Genomic DNA, 22,669 nt, shown 5'->3' with positions numbered 1-22,669 from the left:
GTTGGAGATTTGAGGAAAGCTGCTCCTAGTACGAGAGGACCGGAGTGGACGAACCTCTGGTGTTCGGGTTGTCACGCCAGTGGCATTGCCCGGTAGCTACGTTCGGACAGGATAACCGCTGAAAGCATCTAAGCGGGAAGCCCCTTCCAAGATTAGATCTCCCTGGGACCTTGAGTCCCCTAAAGGGCCGTTGAAGACTACGACGTTGATAGGCTGGGTGTGGAAGCGCTGTGAAGCGTTGAGCTAACCAGTACTAATTGCCCGTGAGGCTTGACCATATAATAGAAATGATTGCATTACGGACATGTGTCCCAAGAATCACTCGCTGCTTTAACATTTTTATCGACCTAATTTGAGTGCAGAGCATTGTAGCCCTGTTGGTTTTTTGACTGATATGTGGCTGCTTTGTACTTTAACCAGTTTTCCTGACGACAATAGCAAGCGTGAACCACCTGATCCCTTCCCGAACTCAGAAGTGAAACCGCTCAGCGCCGATGGTAGTGTGGGGTTTCCCCATGTGAGAGTAGGTCATCGTCAGGTTTTATCCCAAGGCCCAACCGTTAGCTCGGTTGGGCCTTTTTATTTTTATCTAGTTGGTTTTGTGGCATAAGTACCTCGATGGACGGTTGATATTTCATGTATGTCCTTATGCTGAACTCGCGACTGCTGTTTATTGTTGTCGAAGCGCCAATGGCGGGTCTTCTTCAGGGTGTGAGCGAACCGCTGTAACCAATGTTTCTTTAGTAATGGATTTCTAAATTTTCCGCTAAAGAGTTAGACGTAACCATCCAGCATCGGCTTTCCAAGCATTGCGGCTTGTACTGCATTGTTGCGCGGGATAGTCCGACCTGTGAACAGGCTCTCTGCTCGAATATCGTTGTCAACGCCCTACTTCATACCCGTTTGAAAGGGATTTTATATATTCGTGTCCTGTATCGGATGATAGCTTGTATGGAACTAACTAGTGGAGTTGGCGCAGGTTAGTTCCAGTTTTATTTTTTGGTTTGGTAAAGTTATGTTGCACCACTATTGCACACATTAAATTAACAATATATCTTCATTAAAGACGCTTTATATGCTCAAAAATATGCGTCAATATAATTAAAATTTTTTGAAGTCTGCAGAGCAGTCATTTTTATTCTGTTTGATTATGGGAGTGGGAAGGTGGAGAGTTTTTATGAGAACCACAAACCTGAACATGCAGAATCGATACTTTCTTTTTTGGCAGTTCTTCATGATCCAATGATAGCCATTAAGGAGAATGGCAAAATCGTGCAGGCTAATAATAAAGCCCAGGAATTATTTGGTTATCACCGAAACGAATTTCTTAAAATGACGGTTGAGGACCTGCTACCTTCAAACCTGCATCAACTATACAGGCACTTCAAAGAAATATTTATAAAAAAACCCTCTCCCGGTCCCATGGGGAAGTCCCGCAAGCAATATGCCCTATTCAATAGAATGGGCGAGAAAATATATGTTGAAGTGTTTTTGAGTCCGATAATCGGGCCAGAAGGCAATATCACAATCGCAACCATACGTGACGTTACCTCAGAGACTGTTGGTCGAAGAGCTTTAATAAACGTTATGAAGGAAAACTTCTCAAAGACTCGACAGGATTTCTTTGACTCCTTGGCTCTTTTTCTTTTCCGGGATTTGAAAGCTCAGTGGGTTGCAATTGGGAAACTGACGGCCACAAAAGATGCTATCCAGACCATTAGTTTTCTGTCCAATGGCCAGCACGTTGATAACGTCTGTTACCCGCTAGCTGGCATGCCTTGTAATATGACGATTAAAAGTGATGAGTATCTAATTCTTGATCAGCTTCAACAGGCACATCCATCCTGTTGCTCGCACAACAGGATGGATGTGCTCATGCGTACGTTGGGGTCTGCTTGTACTCGTCATCGGGCGAAGTGCTTGGCCTGATCAGCGTACTTTACGATGCTCCCATAGATTCTTCCCAAGGAGAACTAACTCGACATCTTTTGAGAATCATCGCCCTTAGAGCCGCCCCGGAAATTGAAATACTCAGTAATCAGGAAAGCCTGAGTAAACTGTCAGCAGTAGTGGAGTCCAGTCCAAATGCGGTTGTCATAACAGACAGGGAAACCAGGATTGAATATGTAAATCCGCGATACTGTGAAATGAGTGGTTATATTCAGAAAGAACTTATTGGTCAAAAAATGCATATTAACAGCTCGGGAAATACACCTAAAAAAACCTACAACTCGCTGTGGAGTAAAATTGGGGCCGGAGATCAGTGGCAGGGTGAATTAGAAAATGCGAGGAAAGACGGCAGTAGCTACTGGGCAAGAAGTCAGATATTTCCAATTAAAGACCAGAGCGGCTGTATTGTTAATTATGTGGGTATACAAGAAGATATTTCAAAAGCCAGGGCGCTAACCAAGCAGTTAAAATACGAAGCATCGCATGACCACTTAACAGGCCTCGAGAACCGAAAGGCATTTGAATTAAAACTTGATCAGGCTGTGTGCGCTGCCAAACAAAATGGATCCATTCACTCCTTGTGTTTCATAGACCTTGATCATTTCAAGGTCTTAAACGACACCGGTGGGCACCTGGCAGGAGACCTGTTGCTCAAGGGTATAGGGCAAGTTTTGAAGGAGGGAATTCGTGCCAATGACGTTGCCGCTCGCCTGGGTGGAGATGAGTTCGGTCTTATTCTATTTGACTGCGACTCTAACCATGCGGACAAAATAGTGTCCAATATATTAAACAGCATACAGAAATTGGAGTTTGTCTGGGATGACAAATCTTATGTTGTTGGTGCCAGTATCGGTATTGTGGAAGTATCCGGGTACGAACATGATTCAACGGAGTTGCTCAAGCAGGTTGATGTAGCATGTTATAGCGCAAAAGAGCAGGGAAAAAACAGAATCCATTTTTATCACGAAAGCTCGCAAGGTATATCCCGGCACAGAACCGAAGTTGATTGGGTGCCAAAGATTAATGCCGCATTAGCTGATGATCTATTCAGGATTTATTTGCAGCCTATCGTCCCGTTAAAGCAGCATACGGAAAAAAGAAAAAGGGAGGCTTGTCATTTTGAGGTATTGATTCGGCTCTCTGATGCTGTAACGGGTGAGATAATTTCGCCGGCCCGTTTTCTGCCTTCTGTTGAGCGGTTCAATCAATCTGCAAGACTGGATCGCTATGTGATCAACAAAGTCTTCGACTGGATCAAGTATAACCCGAAACGAATTCAACAAATCGGTGGGTTTAGCATCAATCTGTCAGGTGCGTCTATTGCTGATCGATCGCTACTTGATTTCATTATTACAGAACTTGAGACTGGATTTATAACTCCTGGAAAAATCAAGTTTGAAATCACTGAAACTGCCACCATTAGGAATATTACTGAAGCCTGTTATTTCATGAAGTCCATAAGGGCAACAGGTGCACAAGTTGTTTTGGATGATTTTGGCAGTGGTTTTTCATCGTTTCCTTACCTGAAATCCTTGCCCATCGATATGTTGAAAATAGATGGCTCCATGGTCAAAGACATAGCGAGGGATAAGGCCAGCTACACGATGGTCAAGATGATCAATGATCTGGCGCATGCCTTGGGGTTTCAAACTGTGGCGGAGTATGTTGAGAGCAAAGCTATTCTGGATGTTCTGAGAGAGATTGGCGTCGATTACGCCCAGGGTTATGAAATTGCACGTCCCGCACCTTTGGAAGAGGTTTTGCGCGACTAATTTTCGAATGATTCAGAGAATATTGCAGGTCAGGTTTAAACCACTGGATAATACGTGTATCTTCAGTCGGTCATTTTTCTGCAATAAAAAATGAATCTCCGTCTCGTCCTTCTCGAGTAAGTCTCTTGAAAATCTGTCGCGTATAACAACCGCTAGCTTGTTCATATTATTGTTTGTCTCTCTCACTTTTTATTTCGGGCATAATGCTGGGCAGTCCGATATGCAGGAGTTGGCGTGGATATTTACCTGTTGTACCTTTGTCTCGGTGCTGCCGCAGGTCTGATCAGTGGCCTGTTTGGTCTGGGCGGCGGTGTTGTTATCGTCCCTATCCTTATCTTCACGTTCACTGCCCAGGGTATGCCCCAGGCGGTGCTGACACACCTGGCCATAGGCACATCGCTGGCCACCATCGTAGTGACGTCGATGAGTTCTATCTCCTCCCACCACAAACACGGTGCTATCCTGTGGCCGCTCGCCGGGTGGTTGACGCCCGGTATTTGTCTTGGCGCCGCACTGGGTGCTGTTTTTGCAGTCAGTATTTCTGGCACAGCACTGCAGCTCGCTTTCGGACTATTTCTTTGTCTCGTGGCATTAAAAATGGCATTCGCACTCAATCCCACTGGTGGTTCCAATATGCCCGGTCGAGCAGGGCAGAGTATGGTGGGCACAGTGGTCGGCTTCGTCGCAAGCCTGTTCGGGATTGGTGGAGGCTCGCTCACGGTCCCGTATTTAACCTGGGTGCGCGTACCGATGAAAAATGCAGTGGCCACCTCTGCTGCTTGTGGGCTGCCAATAGCTATTAGTGGGGCGCTGACATACTGGTGGCAGGGTGTTGGTGAACCGGATCTGCCGGATGGGGCAATTGGGTTTATTTATCTTCCGGCATTTCTGGGGATTATCGTAGCCAGTACGATATTCGCAAAAGTCGGTGCGCGGCTCGCGCACCAGTTGCCCGGTGAAATTCTTCGACGCAGTTTTGCATTCTTGCTATTGATCATTGGTGTGCGGTTTATCTGGCGGAATATTGGGGTTTGATGGGCGCACATGAACAGTTTGCTGAAAATACTTTGTGACGGCCATTTTCACTCGGGTGAGGAACTTGGCAGATTGCTGGGTATTTCAAGGGCGGCGGTCTGGAAGCAAATACAAAAAATCGAGCAAATGGGCCTCGATGTTAAATCCCACAGGGGTTGTGGTTACTGTCTTATGACAGAGCTGGAATTATTCGATAAAAATACGCTCATCCACAGTCTTTCGCAGATTTCCTGGTCGCTTATCAAGGAGTTGCGAATTGAGTCGTCCGTGTCATCAACCAATGATCTGGTTCGGCATACAGCTGAGCAGGGCGATTCCACTGGTCTGATCGTGCTTGCCGAGCAGCAAACAGCAGGTCGTGGACGGCGGGGAAGGCAGTGGATCAGCCCCTTTGGCAGGAATATCTATCTCTCCCTGGGTTGGGGGTTTGACGGGGGTGTGCAGGTACTCGAAGGCCTGAGTCTTGCGGTTGGTGTGGCTGTAAGGCGTGCGATCCAGTCCTGTGGTGTCGATGGGCTGATGTTCAAGTGGCCGAATGATTTGTTCCTGGAAAACAAAAAGGTAGGCGGTATTTTATTGGAGGTTCTGGGTGACCCCTCCGGCTTCTGCCAAGTGGTTGTCGGTGTTGGTGTCAATCTGGGTATGTCCGATAAAAACGGTAAACTTATCGATCAGCCGTGGATAGACATCAGCTCAGTATCAGGGCGGCCGGTAAGTCGAAATGGGTTGGCTGCCGCCATCATAGAAGAAATGATCGCCTTGCTGGCAAATTTTCACGAGGTTGGATTTGAGGCCTACCGTGAAGAGTGGCTGCAATCTGATATCAATGCCGACAAAGAAGTCAGCCTGTTGCTGATGAATAAAACGATTCAGGGTATTGCCAGAGGCGTGGACGAGAGCGGGGCATTGCAACTGGAGGTTGGTGACGAGATCAAGCTTTTCAGTGGTGGAGAAATCAGTGTCAGGAGCACAGTATGATTGTCGACATTGATGCTGGAAATAGCCGGATCAAATGGCGAGTCATAAAGAATGGGGCGCCTGATTACAAGCCACCGGTCACAGATATCAAAACTCTGCTGGCGGCTGTTGAAACAGAGGGCCCCCCCACTCGAATTCGTCTTTCCAGTGTAGGTAGCAGGACTATCGCCGAGGAACTTGAGAAGCAGGCAGCCCAGTGGGGGTGTCAGTTGCAGCAGGCCGCAACCACCCGTGAAGCGGCAGGTGTGCACTGCGGTTATCTGGAGCCTTCATCTATGGGGGTGGATCGCTGGCTGGCTCTACTGGCTGTTCGAGATCAGTTTAAAGGTGCCTGTGTTGTCGTGGATGCAGGTACGGCTATCACGGTGGATTTGCTCAATGAGCAAGGTTGTCACCTCGGCGGTTACATCGTGCCCGGGTTCCCGATGATTTATCAATCGCTTAATCGGGGAACCAGTAATATTCGGCTCGAGCCTGTTTCGATTGCGGATTGTTTGCCGGGCAAAACAACGGGTGAAGCGGTGAGTCATGGCGCATATTTGATGATCAAGACACTGATCGAGGCATCCAGGTCGACCTTGCAGACAAATACACAGCCCGTAAAAGTCATCGTCACTGGTGGTGATGGCTCGGTGCTCATCGGTGCTCTGAGTGGAGATTGCATTTATGTTCGAGATTTGGTGTTGGACGGTCTTGAAGTCATGTTTCCATAGGCATTGACCAATGCGCTGGCTGTTTTTTGTTTTGGTTTTAATCAACCTCGTGGCGGGCTATTGGTTCTACAGTGCGGCCGTCTTTCGTGCAGATCAACTTGATGGTGTGCAAACCGGATCGGCCTATCAAGAGAATGACAACTACGCTTCGCTCCTGTTGGTGGGGGAGGTCCCCGCTACGACTGAAGAGGCATCTGAACAGCAGCCGATTTCGGATAATAACCAGGCAAGCACTACTATAGATGCCTGGTCGCTCGATAATGCCCGAGAACCCACCCTTTGCCTGCTTGTCGGCCCCCTGGTCGACATCAATCCACAGGAGCTCCGTCAGCAGCTGTCATCCTACAGTTTTGGTGAAGAGTTTGTTTGGCGAACCACCACAATAAGCGAGGGTTATTGGTTGATTATCCCGCCTCTCGGTTCTCAAGCGGAAGCCAGCAAGATGCTAAAAGACTTGCGAAGCAAAGAGATTGATAGTTTTCTGATTGCCGAAGGTGAATACAGAAATGGGATCACCCTCGGGGTATTCAGTGATAAAAGCAATATGGAGCACTATCGGCGGGAGCTGGCAGATCAGGGGTATCCCGTGGTGATCGTTCCCCGTGTCAGCACGAGAGAAGAGCTTTGGTTGCAGCTGCGCCGGTACTCGGATCAGCAGATACCGAAAGACCTGGCGGGCGTCCTTGATCAGCAAGGTAAAAATATTGCACGACAGGTTGTCAAAGAGGCATGTGTTGATCTGGGCCCGGTTGAATAAGGCGATTTCAGATCCCCGGCAAGGGGGGGCGCTCATGTGACGACAGGTTTAAAAGTGGAAAACAGTCATCCAGGTTGCGGCAATGGTTGATTATAGTGTCAACTTTCACTAGAATCGCGCTCCCGATTTAATAGCGGGGTTTTTATAGAGCTGGCGTAGCTCAGTTGGTAGAGCAGCTGACTTGTAATCAGCCGGTCGGGGGTTCGACTCCTCTCGCCAGCTCCAATTAGTTCAGTATAGGCGATCTGTTTGACAGCCAAACTGATGGCATGGACAATGTCCAGCCTTTTTCGCAGGGGTTCCCGAGCGGCCAAAGGGATCAGACTGTAAATCTGACGCGAAAGCTTCGGTGGTTCGAATCCACCCCCCTGCACCAGATTTTAGAGCAGGCACGATAGATTGGTGTGCCTGATATGCCTTACCCAGGAGCGCGAATAGCGCCGTGTCTCGGCAGGCAAGCAATCGCTGTTCAGGCAAGCAATCGCTGTTGAGGAGTAAGCTCAGGTCGGCATAAGAAGACGGATATTATTTAAAGGGTTAAATGGTCTATCTTCTCGAGCAAATGTGAATAAGGTAATTATCCCCTGACGGGGTTGGTGTCGGTTGAGCAGTCAATCGACACTTTATTATTTGACGGAGTGTTGTAAGCGTAGCGGGTATAGTTCAGTGGTAGAACCTCAGCCTTCCAAGCTGATGATGCGGGTTCGATTCCCGCTACCCGCTCCAATGCCTGTCTAGGTAAGTTTTTGCTCATATAGCTCAGTCGGTAGAGCACTTCCTTGGTAAGGAAGAGGTCACCGGTTCAAATCCGGTTATGAGCTCCAGTTTTTCTCCCCGGGTATACTCCGTGGTGTTTTTATTTCAGGTGCCAGTTTTAATGAGGAGTGCTCGTCATGGGAAAAGCAAAGTTTGAACGTAACAAGCCCCACGTAAACGTTGGCACGATTGGTCACGTTGACCACGGTAAGACGACCCTGACAGCGGCGCTGACGCGAGTTTGCTTCGAGACTTGGGGCAGTGGCTCAGCGATGGCCTTTGATGGTATTGATAATGCGCCGGAAGAGCGCGAGCGCGGTATCACGATTGCGACATCCCATGTTGAATACGATTCTCCGAGCCGCCACTACGCACACGTTGACTGTCCGGGTCACGCCGACTATGTGAAAAACATGATCACTGGTGCTGCGCAGATGGATGGAGCGATTCTGGTGTGTGGTGCGACGGATGGTCCGATGCCGCAAACCCGCGAGCATATTCTGCTGTCCCGCCAGGTGGGTGTGCCTTACGTTGTAGTGTTTCTGAACAAGGCAGATCTGCTGGCTGAAGATTGCGGTGGTGTTGGCTCTGAAGAATACAACGAGATGATCGAGCTGGTTGAAATGGAGCTCCGTGAGCTGCTGGACGCCTACGACTTCCCGGGTGATGACACGCCTATTATTGCCGGTTCAGCCCTGATGGCGCTGAACGGTGAAGACGACAACGAGCTGGGTACCACAGCGGTCCGCAAGTTGGTGGAAGCGCTGGATGCCTATATCCCTGAGCCGGAGCGGGCGGTTGACCAGCCGTTCCTGATGCCGATCGAAGATGTATTTTCGATCTCTGGACGCGGCACGGTAGTTACCGGGCGTGTTGAGCGCGGTGTTGTCAAAGTGGGTGAGGAGATCGAGATTGTGGGTATCCGGGATACCACCAAGACGGTCTGCACCGGTGTTGAGATGTTCCGGAAGCTGCTGGACGAAGGTCGTGCTGGTGAGAACGTTGGTGTTCTGCTTCGCGGCACCAAGCGCGATGACGTTGAGCGCGGTCAGGTTTTGTGTAAGCCGGGCAGCATCAAGCCGCACACCAAGTTTGAGGCAGAGGTTTACGTGCTGTCGAAGGACGAGGGAGGGCGTCACACGCCGTTTTTCAAAGGCTACCGTCCACAGTTTTACTTCCGTACCACGGATGTGACAGGTGCCTGTGAGCTGCCTGAGGGTGTGGAGATGGTTATGCCTGGAGATAACGTCCAGATGACCGTGACGTTGATTGCGCCGATTGCGATGGAAGACGGGCTGCGCTTCGCGATTCGTGAAGGTGGCCGCACGGTCGGTGCCGGCGTGGTCGCTAAAATTATTGAGTAATAGTGTTTTTTGAATGAGCCCTGTGGGTGAAGTGCGTTTTTGCAGTTTCAGCCCTATGGTCAAGTTAGTTTTTTAAGGTGACGCGACAGGCCAGTAGTTCAATTGGTAGAGCACCGGTCTCCAAAACCGGCTGTTGGGGGTTCGAGTCCCTCCTGGCCTGCCAATCTTAAACCTGTGTGCCCTCTGCAAAAAGCGGGCGCGGTCAGTAGGGGTGCTATCCGAGAATGAGTTCGGCAACGGAAGAAAAGCAGTATCGATTAGATGGCCTCAAATGGCTGCTTGTCGTGCTGCTGGTCAGCGCCGCTATCTACGGCAACTATTATTTTGCAACAGAGTCGCTGTTATATCGGGTTATAGCGATACTGGCGGTAGCCTTGGTGGCTGGCTTTGTTGCACTGCAAACCCGTAAAGGTGACGGTTTTATTACTCTGTTGCGCGGTGCCTACACGGAAGCGCGACGAGTCGTCTGGCCAACACGGCAGGAGCGTAATCAAACAACCCTGATGGTGGTTGTGGTGGTGCTCGTGATGTCGCTGATTCTCTGGGGTCTCGACACACTATTCGGTTGGCTCGCCACAATGGTCATTGGCTAAGAGGTTCAGATGCGCTGGTATGTCGTTCACGCCTATTCAGGCTACGAAAAGAAAGTTGCCGCTGCTCTGAGAGAGCGTGTGGCTCTGTATGGCATGGAAGATCGTTTTGGCGAAATCCTGGTTCCCACTGAAGAGGTGGTGGAGATTAGGGGCGGTCAAAAACGCAAAAGTGAACGAAAGTTTTTCCCAGGATATGTGCTGGTGCAGATGGAGCTAGGTGATGATACCTGGCACCTGGTGAAAGAAACGCCCAGAGTTATGGGTTTCATTGGTGGTAAGGCAGACAAGCCCGCACCGATTACGGACAAAGAGGCAGAGATGATCCTGCAGCGCGTGCAGGATTCGGAAGATAAGCCGAGACCAAAAACCGTGTTTGAAGCCGGTGAGGTTGTCAGGGTAACTGATGGACCGTTTAACGATTTCAACGGTGTTGTGGAGGAGGTTAACTACGATAAGAGTCGACTGAGGGTTTCGGTGTCGATTTTTGGTCGTTCCACGCCTGTTGAGCTGGAGTTTACCCAGGTGGAAAAAGCCTGACGCAATAATTGTATTGTCGCTTCCCATGGGGGGTGGTGACGGGGAGCCAGCGAGGGATGTCAAAATTCTGAGGCGTTAATACCCATTATAGGAGAAACCAAGATGGCAAAGAAAATTGATGCTTACATCAAGCTTCAAGTGGCCGCTGGGCAGGCTAATCCCAGTCCGCCGGTAGGTCCTGCGCTGGGCCAGCGCGGCGTTAATATTATGGAGTTCTGCAAGGCGTTCAATGCGCAGACTCAGGGAATGGAACCGGGTGCTCCGGTACCTGTTGTGATTACTGTCTATAGTGATCGCAGCTTCACGTTCACCATGAAAACTCCGCCGGCTTCATTTCTGCTGAAAAAAGCTGCGGGAATCAAAAGTGGTAGCGGTCGGCCCAATACGGCCAAAGTAGGCAAGGTGACGCGCGCACAACTGGAAGAGATTGCCAGTACGAAAATGGCCGACCTCACCGCAGCTGATATGGATGCTGCCGTTCGTACCATTGCCGGCTCCGCCCGTGCAATGGGTCTTGATGTGGAGGGTGTGTAAATGGCTAAGCCATCCAAGCGTGTTCGTGCGATCCAGGAAAAAGTACAGGTTGGTAAGCTGTATCCCATCAGTGAAGCCATTGCATTGTTGAAAGAATTCTCCAGCGTCAAATTTACTGAAACCGTTGATGTGGCTGTGAACTTGGGAATTGATCCCCGCAAATCCGATCAGGCAGTACGCGGTGCAACCACATTGCCTAACGGCACAGGCAAGACCGTACGTGTGGCTGTATTTACTCAAGGTGATTCTGCCGAAGCGGCCAAGGCTGCCGGCGCCGATCTCGTCGGAATGGAAGACCTGGCTGAGCAGATCAAAGCCGGTAATATGGATTTTGATGTGGTGATTGCAGACCCTGCGGCAATGCGGGTGGTTGGTCAGCTCGGTCAGGTGCTCGGTCCCCGCGGCCTGATGCCTAACCCAAAAACTGGCACAGTGACCCCCGATGTTGTGACTGCAGTAAAAAATGCCAAGGCCGGGCAGGTGCGTTTCCGTGCTGACAAGAACGGCATTATTCATGGTGGCATTGGCAGCTTGACTTTTGAGGCTGGTGCGTTGAAGCAGAACCTTGAAGCATTGATTGCCGATTTGAAAAAGATCAAGCCGGCTTCTGCCAAGGGTATCTATGTGAAGAAAGTAACAGTCTCCAGCACTATGGGGCCAGGATTGATTATTGATCAGGCCTCTCTGGAGGCTTGATATCGGGGGCAGGATACAAGCCCCTAAATAACTTTGGGGTCTGGGTGGCGAGCTTTATTGCGCGCGCCCGGGCCGTCAAAGACCGTAGGTGCCCCTTGGGGTCTAATGTGATTTTCAGGTTCATGTAACCGCCGTTGAAAAAACGCCTACGCAGACGGTGTGACCCGGTTCAGTATATTTTGGCTGGATTTGATCACCGAAACGGTATCGATAGTGGTTTTATCGATGCTTAAACCAGTAGAGAGCTCCCCCGGGGGTGATCTATTAAATCCAGGAGATAATCTCGTGGCATTGAATCTCGAAAACAAAAAAGCGATCGTCGCTCTAGTTAACGAGACTGCTGGCAATGCATTGTCACTGGTAATCGCTGACGCTCGCGGCGTCAACGTGACGAACATGACTGAGCTCCGCGCGAAGGCTCGCGAACAAAATATCGACCTGCGTGTCATTCGCAACACACTTGCGAAGCGTGCATTTCAGGGTACGGATTTTGAATGCGTGACTGATGTGCTGACTGGTCCGTCACTGTTCGGTTTCTCTATGGAGGATCCGGGTGCTGCCGCTCGCCTTTTCAAAGAATTTGCCAAGACCAATGACAAATTTGAGATCAAGGCGCTGTCCGTCAGTGGACAACTGTTGAGTAAGGAACAAGTTGACGTTCTGGCTACCCTGCCGACCCGAGAGCAAGCTCTGGGAATGCTGGTCAGCGTAATGATTGCTCCAGTTACCAAACTGGCTCGCACGTTCAACGAAGTCCCCACCAAAGTGACACGTGTTGTAGCGGCTGTTCGCGATCAAAAGCAGGAAGCTGCTTAATCGGCGACATCGTTTACTTTAATTTACTTTTTATCAGGAGATTGAGTCATGGCTCTATCAAAAGATGACATTTTGAACGCAATTGCTGAAATGAGCGTCATGGACGTTGTGGAACTCGTATCAGCTATGGAAGAAAAATTTGGTGTATCTGCCGCTGCTGCTGTTTCAGTTGCTGCTGCACCGGCTGCCGCGGCTGCTGCGGAAGTCGAGGAGAAAACCGAGTTTGACGTTATTCTGAACGCCGCAGGCGAGAAGAAAGTCAACGTGATCAAGGTTGTTCGCAGCCTGACTGGTCTGGGGCTGAAAGAAGCCAAAGACCTAGTTGACGGTGCGCCCTCCGCTATTAAAGAAGGCGTTTCCAAAGCGGATGCAGACGCAGCCGTGAAAGAACTGGAAGAGGCTGGCGCAACTGTCGAACTTAAGTAAGTTCTACGGGTTTGACGCGCTGGTTGTCTGATAATTTATCAGGCGCAGGCTGGTGGGCGATTTCGCCCTCCGGCCTTTTCCTGCTTATGGCAGATGCCTAAAGCGGGATCGACAAGGCCTTTTTGTTAAAAGGCCGGACGGCTGCAAAGCCGGGCAATGCTGGATGGTCGATTGGACCAAGTGAACGTGCTGGGGAATATGATGGCTTACTCGTACACTGAGAAAAAACGTATTCGCAAGGATTTTGGCAAATTGCCACAGGTAATGGACCTGCCTTTCCTTCTTGCGATTCAGCTCGACTCCTACCGAAATTTTACACAGAAAGGTGTTCCCGTTGAGCAACGGATGGATGCCGGTCTGCATGCTGCATTTAATTCTGTCTTTCCGATTGTGAGCTACTCAGGTAATGCGAGTCTCGAGTATGTTGACTACGTGCTGGGCAAGCCATCCTTCGATGAAGAGGAGTGTAAGCTGCGCAGTGTTACCTTCGCTGTGCCGCTCAGAGTTCGTGTGCGTCTGGTTATTTATGACAAGGAGTCTGCCAACAAGGCAATCAAGGATATTAAAGAGCAGGAAGTCTATATGGGGGAAATTCCCCTGATGACGGATAACGGTACCTTTATCATCAATGGTACCGAGCGGGTTATTGTTTCCCAGCTACACCGTTCGCCAGGTGTGTTTTTCGATCACGATAAGGGTAAAACTCACTCCTCCGGCAAGTTGCTGTATTCCGCGCGGATTATTCCCTACCGCGGTTCCTGGCTGGATTTCGAGTTTGATCCGAAAGACTTGGTGTTTGTGCGTATTGACCGGCGCCGTAAGTTGCCGGCAACTATCCTGTTGCGTGCGCTTGGGTTCAGCTCAGAAGAAATGCTGGGAATGTTTTTTGAAACCAGCACATTCAACCTGGCTAAAGACGGCAGTTACTCACTGGATCTGGTCCCTTCCCGTCTGCGGGGCGATATTGCCGCATTTGATATCAAGGGCAAGGGCGGCAAGGTTATTGTTGAAGAGGGGCGTCGGATCACGGCGCGCCATATTCGTGAGCTGGAAAAAGAGAATGTCAGCAAGCTCGAAGTGCCCACTGACTACCTTTACGGTCGTCCTCTGGCAAAGGATCTGGTGGATCCAAACACTGGCGAGCTGCTGCTTGAGTGTAATACTGAAATTACCCAGGAAGCTCTCGATAAGTTGCGCGAAGCCGGGCTGAAGTCGGTTGAGACGATCTATACGAATGATCTGGACTGTGGTCCATTTATTTCTGACACTTTGCGCAGTGACAGCAGTCGCACCCAGCTTGAAGCGCTGGTAGAAATTTACCGAATGATGCGTCCCGGCGAACCGCCGACCAAGGAATCTGCTGAAAACCTGTTTAATAATTTGTTTTTCAGCCTGGAGCGTTACGATCTGTCCGGCGTAGGGCGGATGAAGTTTAACCGTCGTCTCGGTCGTGAAGAGGAAGTGGGTGAAGGTACCCTGAGCCGCGAAGATATTGTCGACGTGATGAAGGTTCTGATCGACATTCGCAACGGTAAAGGTGTGGTGGATGATATCGATCACCTGGGTAACCGCCGAATTCGTTCAGTGGGGGAGATGGCCGAAAATCAGTTCCGCATTGGCCTAGTTCGTGTCGAGCGTGCGGTCAAAGAGCGCCTCTCTGTAGCAGAATCCGAAGGATTGATGCCCCAGGATCTGGTCAATGCCAAGCCGGTGGCTGCGGCCATGAAAGAATTTTTTGGCTCCAGCCAGCTGTCCCAGTTTATGGACCAGAACAACCCGTTGTCGGAGGTCACCCACAAACGTCGCGTGTCGGCATTGGGCCCAGGCGGTCTGACACGGGAACGCGCCGGTTTTGAAGTCCGCGACGTACACCCTACGCATTATGGTCGTGTGTGTCCTATTGAGACACCCGAGGGTCCAAATATTGGTTTGATCAACTCCTTGGCAGCCTATGCTCGTACCAACAGTTACGGCTTTCTCGAGACGCCTTATCGGAAGGTGATTGACCGCAAGGTGACTGATCAGATCGAATACCTGTCGGCGATTAACGAATCCAATTTTGTTATCGCTCAGGCCTCTGCCTCTGTCAATGAGAAGGGTGAGCTCAACGATGAGCTTGTCAATGTTCGTCATATTGGTGAATTTACGGTTAAACCGCCGGAAGATGTTCACTATATGGATGTGTCTCCCCAGCAGGTGGTGTCGGTTGCAGCAGCATTGATTCCATTCCTGGAGCACGATGATGCCAACCGCGCATTGATGGGTTCCAATATGCAGCGTCAGGCAGTGCCGACGCTAGTGGTTGAAAAACCGCTGGTGGGAACCGGTTTTGAACGCCATGTGGCATCGGACTCCGGTGTCTGTGTGGTCGGTCGCCGCGGTGGTGTCATCGAGAACGTTGACGCCAGCCGGATTGTTGTGCGTGTCAATGACGATGAAGTTGAATCTGGTGATGCCGGTGTTGATATTTATAACCTCACCAAGTACACCCGTTCCAACCAGAATACCTGTATCAATCAAAGACCGATTGTCCGTCAGGGCGATGTTATAGCTCGCGGTGATATTCTTGCCGATGGCCCGTCTGTGGATATGGGTGAACTGGCGTTGGGCCAGAATATGCGTATCGCCTTCATGCCCTGGAATGGCTACAACTTTGAGGACTCGATTCTGATTTCAGAACGGGTGGTTCAGGAGGATCGCTTTACCACTATTCATATTCAGGAACTGACCTGTACTGCGCGTGATACCAAACTTGGGGCAGAAGAGATTACTGCCGACATTCCCAATGTCGGCGAGGCGGCGCTGTCCCGTCTCGATGAGTCCGGAATTGTCTACATTGGCGCCGAGGTTTCGGCCGGCGATATTCTGGTGGGCAAGGTCACGCCGAAGGGCGAAACCCAGCTGACGCCGGAGGAGAAGTTGCTCCGCGCCATCTTTGGTGAGAAAGCCTCTGATGTGAAAGACACCTCTCTGAGGGTTCCCTCAAGTACCAAGGGTACGGTGATTGATGTACAGGTGTTCACCCGTGACGGGTTGGAAAAGGATCAGCGCTCCCTGCAAATCGAGAAGGCTGCGCTGGATCAGTTCCGTCAGGACCTGAATGATGAATACCGCATTATGGAAAATGCCACTTTTGAACGGCTGAGTGCCGCATTGGTAGGGCAGCCTGTGGTTAAGGCCCCCGGTCTCAAAAAAGGCGAAAAGCTGACGGAAGAAATCGTCGCTGCCTATACCAGTGAAGAATGGTTCAAGTTGCGGATGAACGAAGACGCTCTGAACGAACAGGTTGCCAGGGCAGAGGAGTTGTTGACCGAACGTCGCAAAATACTTGATGAGCGTTATCAGGATAAAAAGAGCAAGCTGCAAAGTGGTGATGATCTCGCCCCCGGTGTGCTGAAAACCGTCAAGGTGTATCTGGCCGTCAAACGTCGCATTCAACCTGGCGATAAAATGGCGGGCCGTCACGGTAACAAGGGTGTTATCTCTGTGATCATGCCCGTGGAAGATATGCCTTTTGATGAAAATGGTGTGCCTGTCGATGTGGTTTTGAACCCACTTGGCGTGCCATCAAGGATGAATGTCGGTCAGATCCTTGAAACGCACATGGGGCTCGCTGCCAAGGGGCTGGGTGAGAAAATCGATCGTATGATCCAGGCTCAGCAGCAAACTGTCGAGATTCGCAAGTTCCTGCAGCAGATCTACGATGTGGGTCTCGGTACCAGTCCGGTCGAGCTGAATACGCTTTCAGATAAGGAAGTCGGTGAGTTGGCCAACAACCTCCGCAAAGGTGTGCCGATGGCGACACCCGTGTTTGATGGCGCACAGGAGGAAGAGATCAAGGCTCTGCTGGCTTTGGCCGATTTACCGGAAAGCGGGCAGATGACGCTCTATGACGGGCGTTCCGGCGACCAGTTTGAGCGACCTGTAACCGTCGGTTATATGTACATGCTGAAACTGAATCACTTGGTGGACGACAAAATGCATGCCCGCTCAACGGGATCCTACAGTCTGGTCACCCAGCAGCCACTGGGTGGTAAAGCCCAGTTTGGTGGTCAGCGCTTCGGTGAAATGGAAGTGTGGGCGCTCGAGGCTTATGGCGCTGCCTATACCTTGCAGGAAATGCTCACAGTCAAGTCCGATGATGTGAATGGTCGTACCAAAATGTATAAAAACATTGTGGATGGAGATCACAGCATGGAGCCCGGCATGCCGGAATCCTTCAACGTGTTGGTTAAGGAAATACGCTCGCTTGCTATCAACATCGAGTTGGAAAACGAGTAACGGTCATTATTAGGTTGGGGGCGGACCTAATGTCCGCCGCGCAAAGCTAGCACCCACTGGAGAAAGGCATTGAAAGACTTACTGAATCTGCTCAAGTCACAGGATCAAACCGGCGAGTTTGACGCCATACGTATTGGCCTGGCATCACCGGACATGATCCGGTCCTGGTCATATGGCGAAGTGAAAAAGCCGGAGACTATTAACTACCGTACCTTCAAGCCCGAGCGTGAAGGTTTGTTTTGCGCCAAAATTTTTGGTCCTGTAAAGGATTACGAGTGTCTTTGCGGTAAATATAAACGCATGAAGCACCGCGGTATCGTTTGTGAGAAATGTGGTGTCGAGGTCACTCTGGCGAAAGTGCGTCGGGATCGTATGGGCCACATTGAGCTGGCCTGTCCGGTAGCCCATATCTGGTTCCTGAAATCGCTACCCTCCCGCATTGGTTTAATGCTGGATATGACCCTGCGTGAAATCGAGCGTGTTCTCTACTTCGAATCATTTGTGGTTACGGACCCAGGTATGACGACGCTTGAGCGCGGCAACCTGCTGACCGATGAAGAATACTTTCAGGCCATGGAAGATTTCGGTGATGACTTCGAGGCCACGATGGGTGCCGAGGGCATTCAGAAGCTGATGAAAGATCTCGATCTGGAGCAGGAAATTGCAGATATCCGTGAGGAGATACCCAATACCCGTTCCGAAACGAAAATCAAGAAACTGTCCAAGCGGTTGAAATTGCTGGAGGCTTTTCTGCACTCGGGCAATAAACCGGAATGGATGGTGATGGAGGCGTTGCCGGTGTTGCCGCCGGATCTGCGTCCTCTTGTGCCTCTGGACGGCGGGCGTTTCGCCACCTCGGATCTCAATGACCTGTATCGCCGGGTTATTAACCGTAACAACCGCTTGAAGCGCCTGCTGGAGTTGAATGCCCCCGATATCATCGTGCGCAATGAAAAACGTATGCTGCAGGAGGCCGTCGACGCCCTGCTGGATAATGGTCGTCGCGGTCGGGCCATCACCGGTTCAAACAAGCGTCCGTTGAAATCCCTGGCAGATATGATCAAGGGTAAGCAGGGTCGTTTCCGTCAGAACCTGCTGGGCAAACGCGTGGACTATTCCGGGCGTTCAGTGATTGTTGTTGGCCCGACCTTGCGTCTGCATCAATGCGGCCTGCCAAAGCGTATGGCGCTGGAGCTATTCAAGCCCTTTATCTTCTCGAAGCTGGAGTTGCGTGGATTGGCAACCACCATTAAAGCGGCCAAGAAAATGGTTGAGCGTGAAGAGTCGGTGGTTTGGGATATTCTTGATGATGTGATCCGCGAACACCCCGTCTTGCTCAATCGGGCTCCTACGCTTCACCGTCTCGGTATTCAGGCGTTTGAGCCGGTACTGATTGAAGGTAAAGCCATTCAGTTGCACCCGCTGGTCTGTGCGGCCTACAACGCTGATTTTGATGGCGACCAGATGGCGGTCCATGTTCCCCTGACTCTGGAAGCGCAGCTGGAATCTCGGGCGTTGATGATGTCCACCAACAATATTCTGTCTCCCGCTAGCGGTGAGCCGATTATTGTGCCGTCTCAGGATGTTGTGCTGGGTCTCTATTACATGACCCGTGAGCGGATCAATGCGCAGGGTGAAGGCCGAGTGTTTGGTAGCCTTCAGGAAGTTTCGCGTGTCTATTACGGCAAGCACGCGCACTTGCAGGCGAAGGTAAAAGTTCGTATCCACGAAGTGACCTTTAACGAAGAAGGTGAGCGCTTGGCGCGTACCTTCATTGCTGACACGACAGTTGGTCGTGCTCTGCTCTGGGGTATCGTTCCGGAAGGTCTGAGTTTCGACATGGTTAATCAGCCGATGACCAAAAAGGCGATCTCGCGCATTATCAATCGTTGCTATCGCGATGTTGGTCTGAAGGCCACCGTCATTTTTGCCGACCAGCTGATGTATACCGGTTTCGATTTCTCCACCAAATCCGGGGTTTCTATTGGAGTTAATGACTTCACTATTCCCGAAGCCAAGGGTGAAATCATTGCCCGAGCTGATGCCGAGGTATTGGAAATTGAAAGTCAGTTTTCCTCGGGCCTGGTGACCCAGGGTGAGAAATATAACAAGGTGATCGATATCTGGTCTCGGGCCAACGACCAGGTCGCCAAATCCATGATGGATGTCATCAGCACCGAGCCGGTTATCGACCGGGACGGCGTCGAGGTGGAACAGGAGTCATTCAACTCTGTTTATATCATGGCCGACTCCGGGGCGCGGGGTTCTCCCGCCCAGATCCGTCAGCTGGCTGGTATGCGTGGCCTGATGGCTCGTCCGGATGGCTCGATCATTGAAACGCCCATCACTGCAAACTTCCGTGAAGGGCTGAACGTGTTGCAGTACTTTATCTCTACTCACGGTGCCCGGAAGGGGCTTGCTGATACCGCTCTGAAAACGGCTAACTCCGGTTATCTGACGCGGCGCCTGGTGGATGTGTCTCAGGACCTGGTGGTGGTTGAGCATGACTGTGGTACCAGCGAAGGGCTGCTGATGACGCCGGTCATCGAAGGCGGCGACATTATTGAATCACTCGGTGACCGGATCTTGGGCCGGGTGGTGGCGGTGGATGTAATGAAAGCCGGATCCAATGATATCGCCATTGAAGCTGGCCTTATGATTGACGAAAAATGGGTTGATCGTATTGAGGCAATGGGTATTGATGAGCTGGTCGTTCGCTCCCCAATTACCTGTGAAACCCGTTTTGGTATTTGTTCTGTCTGCTATGGCCGTGATCTCGCCAGAGGCCACATGGTCAACCCTGGAGAAGCTATCGGGGTTATCGCAGCCCAGTCCATTGGTGAACCGGGTACCCAGTTGACCATGCGGACCTTCCACATTGGTGGTGCAGCGTCACGCGCCTCTGCTGTGGACAGCATTCAGGTAAAAATGAGTGGCACTGTGCGGCTTGTTAATATCAAGGTGGTCGAGCGTGAAAACGGCGAACTGGTTGCCGTTTCCCGGTCGGGTGAACTGGCTCTGGCGGATGAAAACGGCCGCGAGCGCGAACGCTATAAGCTGCCCTATGGTGCTACGATCAATGTGAAAGAGGGCGCCAAGGTGCAGGCCGGCGAAGTAGTAGCCAACTGGGACCCGCATACCCACCCGATTATTACAGAAGTGGCAGGCCATATAGCGTTCTCCGGTATGGAGGAGGGGCTCAGTACCCGTACACAAACGGATGAGCTGACCGGCCTTTCCAATATTGCTGTGTTGGATCCCAATGAGCGTCCATCTGCAGGCAAGGATCTCAAGCCGATGGTGACCATGCTGGATGACAAGGGCAAGGAAATGACCTTCCCAAGCTCGACTGTTCCAGCACACTACATGCTGCCTACCCACGCCCTTCTCAGCGTCAGCAATGGGAGTCGGGTCGGTGCAGGTGATGTGATCGCACGGATCCCTCAGGAGGGGTCGAAAACCCGTGATATCACCGGTGGTTTGCCCCGGGTAGCGGATTTGTTTGAAGCGCGTCGTCCAAAAGACCCTGCCATTCTCGCCGAGGTGACTGGTACGGTTACCTTTGGCAAGGAAACCAAGGGTAAGCGCCGTTTGGTGATTACCCCGACGGATGGCCAGACATTGCCAGACGGAAGCCCCTTCTACGAAGAGCTGATCCCCAAATGGCGTCAGCTGGGCGTGTTCGAGGGTGAGCATGTCGAGAAAGGGGAAGTAATAGCTGATGGGCCTGCCAATCCTCACGATATTTTGCGTTTGCAAGGTGTGGATTCGCTGGCGAAGTATGTCGTCAATGAAATTCAGGACGTCTACCGTCTGCAGGGCGTAAAGATCAATGACAAGCATATTGAGGTCATTGTTCGCCAGATGCTGCGCAAGGTCGAAATTAGCGATATGGGTGATTCATCGTTCGTAAAAGGTGAGCAGGTGGAGTACAACCGCGTCCTGGAAGAGAACGAAGCGCTCTACAACGATGGCAAAACGCCGGCTAAATTTGAGCGTCTGTTGTTGGGTATAACCAAGGCCTCGCTGGCTACGGAAAGCTTTATTTCAGCCGCATCCTTCCAGGAGACTACGCGAGTCCTCACCGAAGCTGCTGTTACCGGTAAAGCGGATTTTCTGCGCGGCTTGAAAGAAAATGTGGTGGTGGGGCGTCTGGTGCCAGCGGGTACGGGTCTTACCTATCACAAGCAACGCCGCGAAGCCCGGGAAGTTATTGGTGAAACGACGGTGAGTGCCAGCGATATTGAGGCAGCATTAAGTGAGGCGCTGAATTCGAGCGACGAATAAAATTTGCTTTGCAAGCGGCCCGCACGGGCCGCTTGACTCGCAGGTTCTCTGTCTTTAGAATGCCGCCTCCCTAAAGTGGGGTCCAGCTATCTGGATCTATTTATTGGAGCCTTCTGCGCGAAGGCGTTTTTATATCTGGAGTTAATGAATGGCAACGATCAATCAGTTGGTTCGTAAGCCGAGGAAACGCAGAGTTGCCAAGAGCGACGTTCCTGCATTGCAAGCTTGTCCCCAGCGTCGTGGTGTCTGTACCCGCGTTTATACAACAACGCCAAAAAAGCCAAACTCGGCACTGCGTAAAGTTTGCCGGGTTCGCCTGACAAATGGTTACGAAGTCAGTTCTTACATTGGTGGCGAAGGGCATAACCTGCAAGAGCACAGCGTGGTTCTGATTCGTGGTGGTCGTGTCAAGGATTTGCCGGGTGTTCGTTATCACACCGTTCGAGGCAGCCTGGATACCGCTGGCGTGAATAATCGCAAACAACGTCGTTCCAAATATGGTACCAAGCGTCCCAAAAAATAACGGACGTACTGTGTGTCGGTAAGAAGAACTGAGTAAGGCCGGGTGCGCGTCAGCGCTCAGTGAATCCCGGATAGCCCTGAAGAGAAGAGCAGACTATGCCTAGAAGAAGAGTTGTCGCCAAACGCGAAATTTTACCTGATCCAAAATTCGGTAATGTAACGTTGGCAAAGTTTATGAACCACGTCATGGTAAGTGGTAAGAAATCTGTTGCCGAGCGTATCGTTTACGGTGCGCTGACAGTGGTTCAAACCCGTTTGAAAGAAGATCCTGTGATGGCATTTGAGACAGCGCTGGATAATATTGCGCCGATGGTTGAGGTTAAGTCCCGCCGGGTCGGTGGCGCAACCTATCAAGTGCCTGTTGAAGTGCGTCCATCCCGCCGTGTTGCGCTGGCAATGCGCTGGATGGTGGACTACGCCCGCAATCGTGGTGAGAAATCCATGTCCCAGCGTCTGGCAGGCGAGATAGTCGATGCCTACCAGAACAAGGGTGGCGCTGTGAAGAAACGTGAAGACGTCCACCGTATGGCGGAAGCCAACAAGGCGTTCTCACACTTCCGGTTCTAGTTCCGGTTGGCGTGCTTTCGTTTTGCAAAAGGGTAGCTGGCATACAGCTACCTTTTGTAATTTTTAAGATTAATTGTTTGTTGGG

Annotated in this window: 17 protein-coding genes, 5 tRNA genes and 2 rRNA genes; all 24 read left to right on the top strand. The window is 51.1% G+C overall.

Annotated features, from left to right (window positions below):
• A 23S ribosomal RNA gene (locus AACZ64_RS11030) occupies positions 1 to 278 on the top strand; the annotation flags it as partial.
• A gap of 146 nt (positions 279 to 424) precedes the next feature.
• Positions 425 to 540: ribosomal RNA gene (rrf, locus tag AACZ64_RS11025) — 5S ribosomal RNA — on the top strand.
• 624 nt (positions 541 to 1,164) lie between these two features.
• Positions 1,165 to 1,929 carry a PAS domain S-box protein gene (locus AACZ64_RS11020; RefSeq protein ID WP_339640067.1) on the top strand — a complete coding sequence of 255 codons (765 nt, stop codon included), beginning with the start codon at positions 1,165 to 1,167 and terminating at the stop codon, positions 1,927 to 1,929.
• Positions 1,917 to 3,722: an EAL domain-containing protein gene (locus tag AACZ64_RS11015; RefSeq protein ID WP_339640066.1), complete on the top strand. Its 1,806-nt coding sequence runs from the start codon at positions 1,917 to 1,919 to the stop codon at positions 3,720 to 3,722. The genes AACZ64_RS11020 and AACZ64_RS11015 overlap by 13 nt, the downstream gene beginning before the upstream one ends.
• A gap of 234 nt (positions 3,723 to 3,956) precedes the next feature.
• Positions 3,957 to 4,757 carry a sulfite exporter TauE/SafE family protein gene (locus AACZ64_RS11010; protein WP_339640065.1) on the top strand — a complete coding sequence of 267 codons (801 nt, stop codon included), beginning with the start codon at positions 3,957 to 3,959 and terminating at the stop codon, positions 4,755 to 4,757.
• 9 nt (positions 4,758 to 4,766) lie between these two features.
• A complete protein-coding gene (gene birA, locus AACZ64_RS11005) occupies positions 4,767 to 5,735 on the top strand; it encodes a bifunctional biotin--[acetyl-CoA-carboxylase] ligase/biotin operon repressor BirA (RefSeq protein WP_339640064.1) in 969 nt (322 codons plus the stop codon).
• The gene (locus AACZ64_RS11000) at positions 5,732 to 6,448 is read left to right on the top strand and encodes a type III pantothenate kinase (RefSeq protein ID WP_339640063.1); all 717 of its coding nucleotides are present in this window, start codon (positions 5,732 to 5,734) and stop codon (positions 6,446 to 6,448) included. The genes birA and AACZ64_RS11000 overlap by 4 nt, the downstream gene beginning before the upstream one ends.
• Positions 6,449 to 6,458: 10 nt before the next feature.
• Positions 6,459 to 7,205 carry an SPOR domain-containing protein gene (locus AACZ64_RS10995; protein WP_339640062.1) on the top strand — a complete coding sequence of 249 codons (747 nt, stop codon included), beginning with the start codon at positions 6,459 to 6,461 and terminating at the stop codon, positions 7,203 to 7,205.
• 149 nt (positions 7,206 to 7,354) lie between these two features.
• A tRNA-Thr gene (locus AACZ64_RS10990) sits at positions 7,355 to 7,430 on the top strand.
• Between the two features lie 67 nt (positions 7,431 to 7,497).
• A tRNA-Tyr gene (locus tag AACZ64_RS10985) sits at positions 7,498 to 7,581 on the top strand.
• A 276-nt stretch (positions 7,582 to 7,857) separates the two neighbouring features.
• Positions 7,858 to 7,931, top strand: a tRNA-Gly gene (locus AACZ64_RS10980).
• Between the two features lie 22 nt (positions 7,932 to 7,953).
• Positions 7,954 to 8,029, top strand: a tRNA-Thr gene (locus AACZ64_RS10975).
• Positions 8,030 to 8,098: 69 nt separating this feature from the next.
• Complete coding sequence (gene tuf, locus AACZ64_RS10970; RefSeq protein ID WP_339640053.1) at positions 8,099 to 9,325, top strand: elongation factor Tu; 1,227 nt, start codon at positions 8,099 to 8,101, stop codon at positions 9,323 to 9,325.
• Between the two features lie 87 nt (positions 9,326 to 9,412).
• A tRNA-Trp gene (locus AACZ64_RS10965) sits at positions 9,413 to 9,488 on the top strand.
• A gap of 61 nt (positions 9,489 to 9,549) precedes the next feature.
• A complete protein-coding gene (gene secE / locus AACZ64_RS10960; RefSeq protein ID WP_036858685.1) occupies positions 9,550 to 9,918 on the top strand; it encodes a preprotein translocase subunit SecE in 369 nt (122 codons plus the stop codon).
• Positions 9,919 to 9,927: 9 nt separating this feature from the next.
• Complete coding sequence (nusG, locus tag AACZ64_RS10955; RefSeq protein WP_036858683.1) at positions 9,928 to 10,455, top strand: transcription termination/antitermination protein NusG; 528 nt, start codon at positions 9,928 to 9,930, stop codon at positions 10,453 to 10,455.
• A gap of 102 nt (positions 10,456 to 10,557) precedes the next feature.
• The gene (rplK, locus tag AACZ64_RS10950) at positions 10,558 to 10,989 is read left to right on the top strand and encodes a 50S ribosomal protein L11 (RefSeq protein WP_339640060.1); all 432 of its coding nucleotides are present in this window, start codon (positions 10,558 to 10,560) and stop codon (positions 10,987 to 10,989) included.
• Positions 10,990 to 11,685, top strand: a complete 696-nt coding sequence (rplA, locus tag AACZ64_RS10945; RefSeq protein WP_339640058.1) for a 50S ribosomal protein L1 — start codon at positions 10,990 to 10,992, stop codon at positions 11,683 to 11,685.
• 285 nt (positions 11,686 to 11,970) lie between these two features.
• Positions 11,971 to 12,501 (top strand): 50S ribosomal protein L10, encoded by a 531-nt coding sequence (rplJ, locus tag AACZ64_RS10940; RefSeq protein ID WP_036858680.1) that lies wholly within the window; start codon positions 11,971 to 11,973, stop codon positions 12,499 to 12,501.
• A 48-nt stretch (positions 12,502 to 12,549) separates the two neighbouring features.
• Positions 12,550 to 12,927, top strand: coding sequence for a 50S ribosomal protein L7/L12 (rplL, locus tag AACZ64_RS10935; RefSeq protein ID WP_036858679.1), 378 nt, complete (start codon positions 12,550 to 12,552; stop codon positions 12,925 to 12,927).
• A gap of 201 nt (positions 12,928 to 13,128) precedes the next feature.
• Positions 13,129 to 17,208 (top strand): DNA-directed RNA polymerase subunit beta, encoded by a 4,080-nt coding sequence (rpoB, locus tag AACZ64_RS10930; RefSeq protein ID WP_339640068.1) that lies wholly within the window; start codon positions 13,129 to 13,131, stop codon positions 17,206 to 17,208.
• 69 nt (positions 17,209 to 17,277) lie between these two features.
• Complete coding sequence (gene rpoC / locus AACZ64_RS10925; protein WP_293614027.1) at positions 17,278 to 21,495, top strand: DNA-directed RNA polymerase subunit beta'; 4,218 nt, start codon at positions 17,278 to 17,280, stop codon at positions 21,493 to 21,495.
• A gap of 148 nt (positions 21,496 to 21,643) precedes the next feature.
• A complete protein-coding gene (rpsL, locus tag AACZ64_RS10920; protein ID WP_036858677.1) occupies positions 21,644 to 22,018 on the top strand; it encodes a 30S ribosomal protein S12 in 375 nt (124 codons plus the stop codon).
• Positions 22,019 to 22,113: 95 nt separating this feature from the next.
• Positions 22,114 to 22,584, top strand: a complete 471-nt coding sequence (gene rpsG / locus AACZ64_RS10915; protein ID WP_036858676.1) for a 30S ribosomal protein S7 — start codon at positions 22,114 to 22,116, stop codon at positions 22,582 to 22,584.
• The last annotated feature ends 85 nt before the right edge of the window (positions 22,585 to 22,669 follow it).

The organism is uncultured Porticoccus sp., from assembly GCF_963975625.1.
GTDB lineage: Bacteria > Pseudomonadota > Gammaproteobacteria > Pseudomonadales > Porticoccaceae > Porticoccus.
Note: the sequence above shows the minus strand (reverse complement) of the source record. Positions and strands in the feature narration are given on the sequence as shown.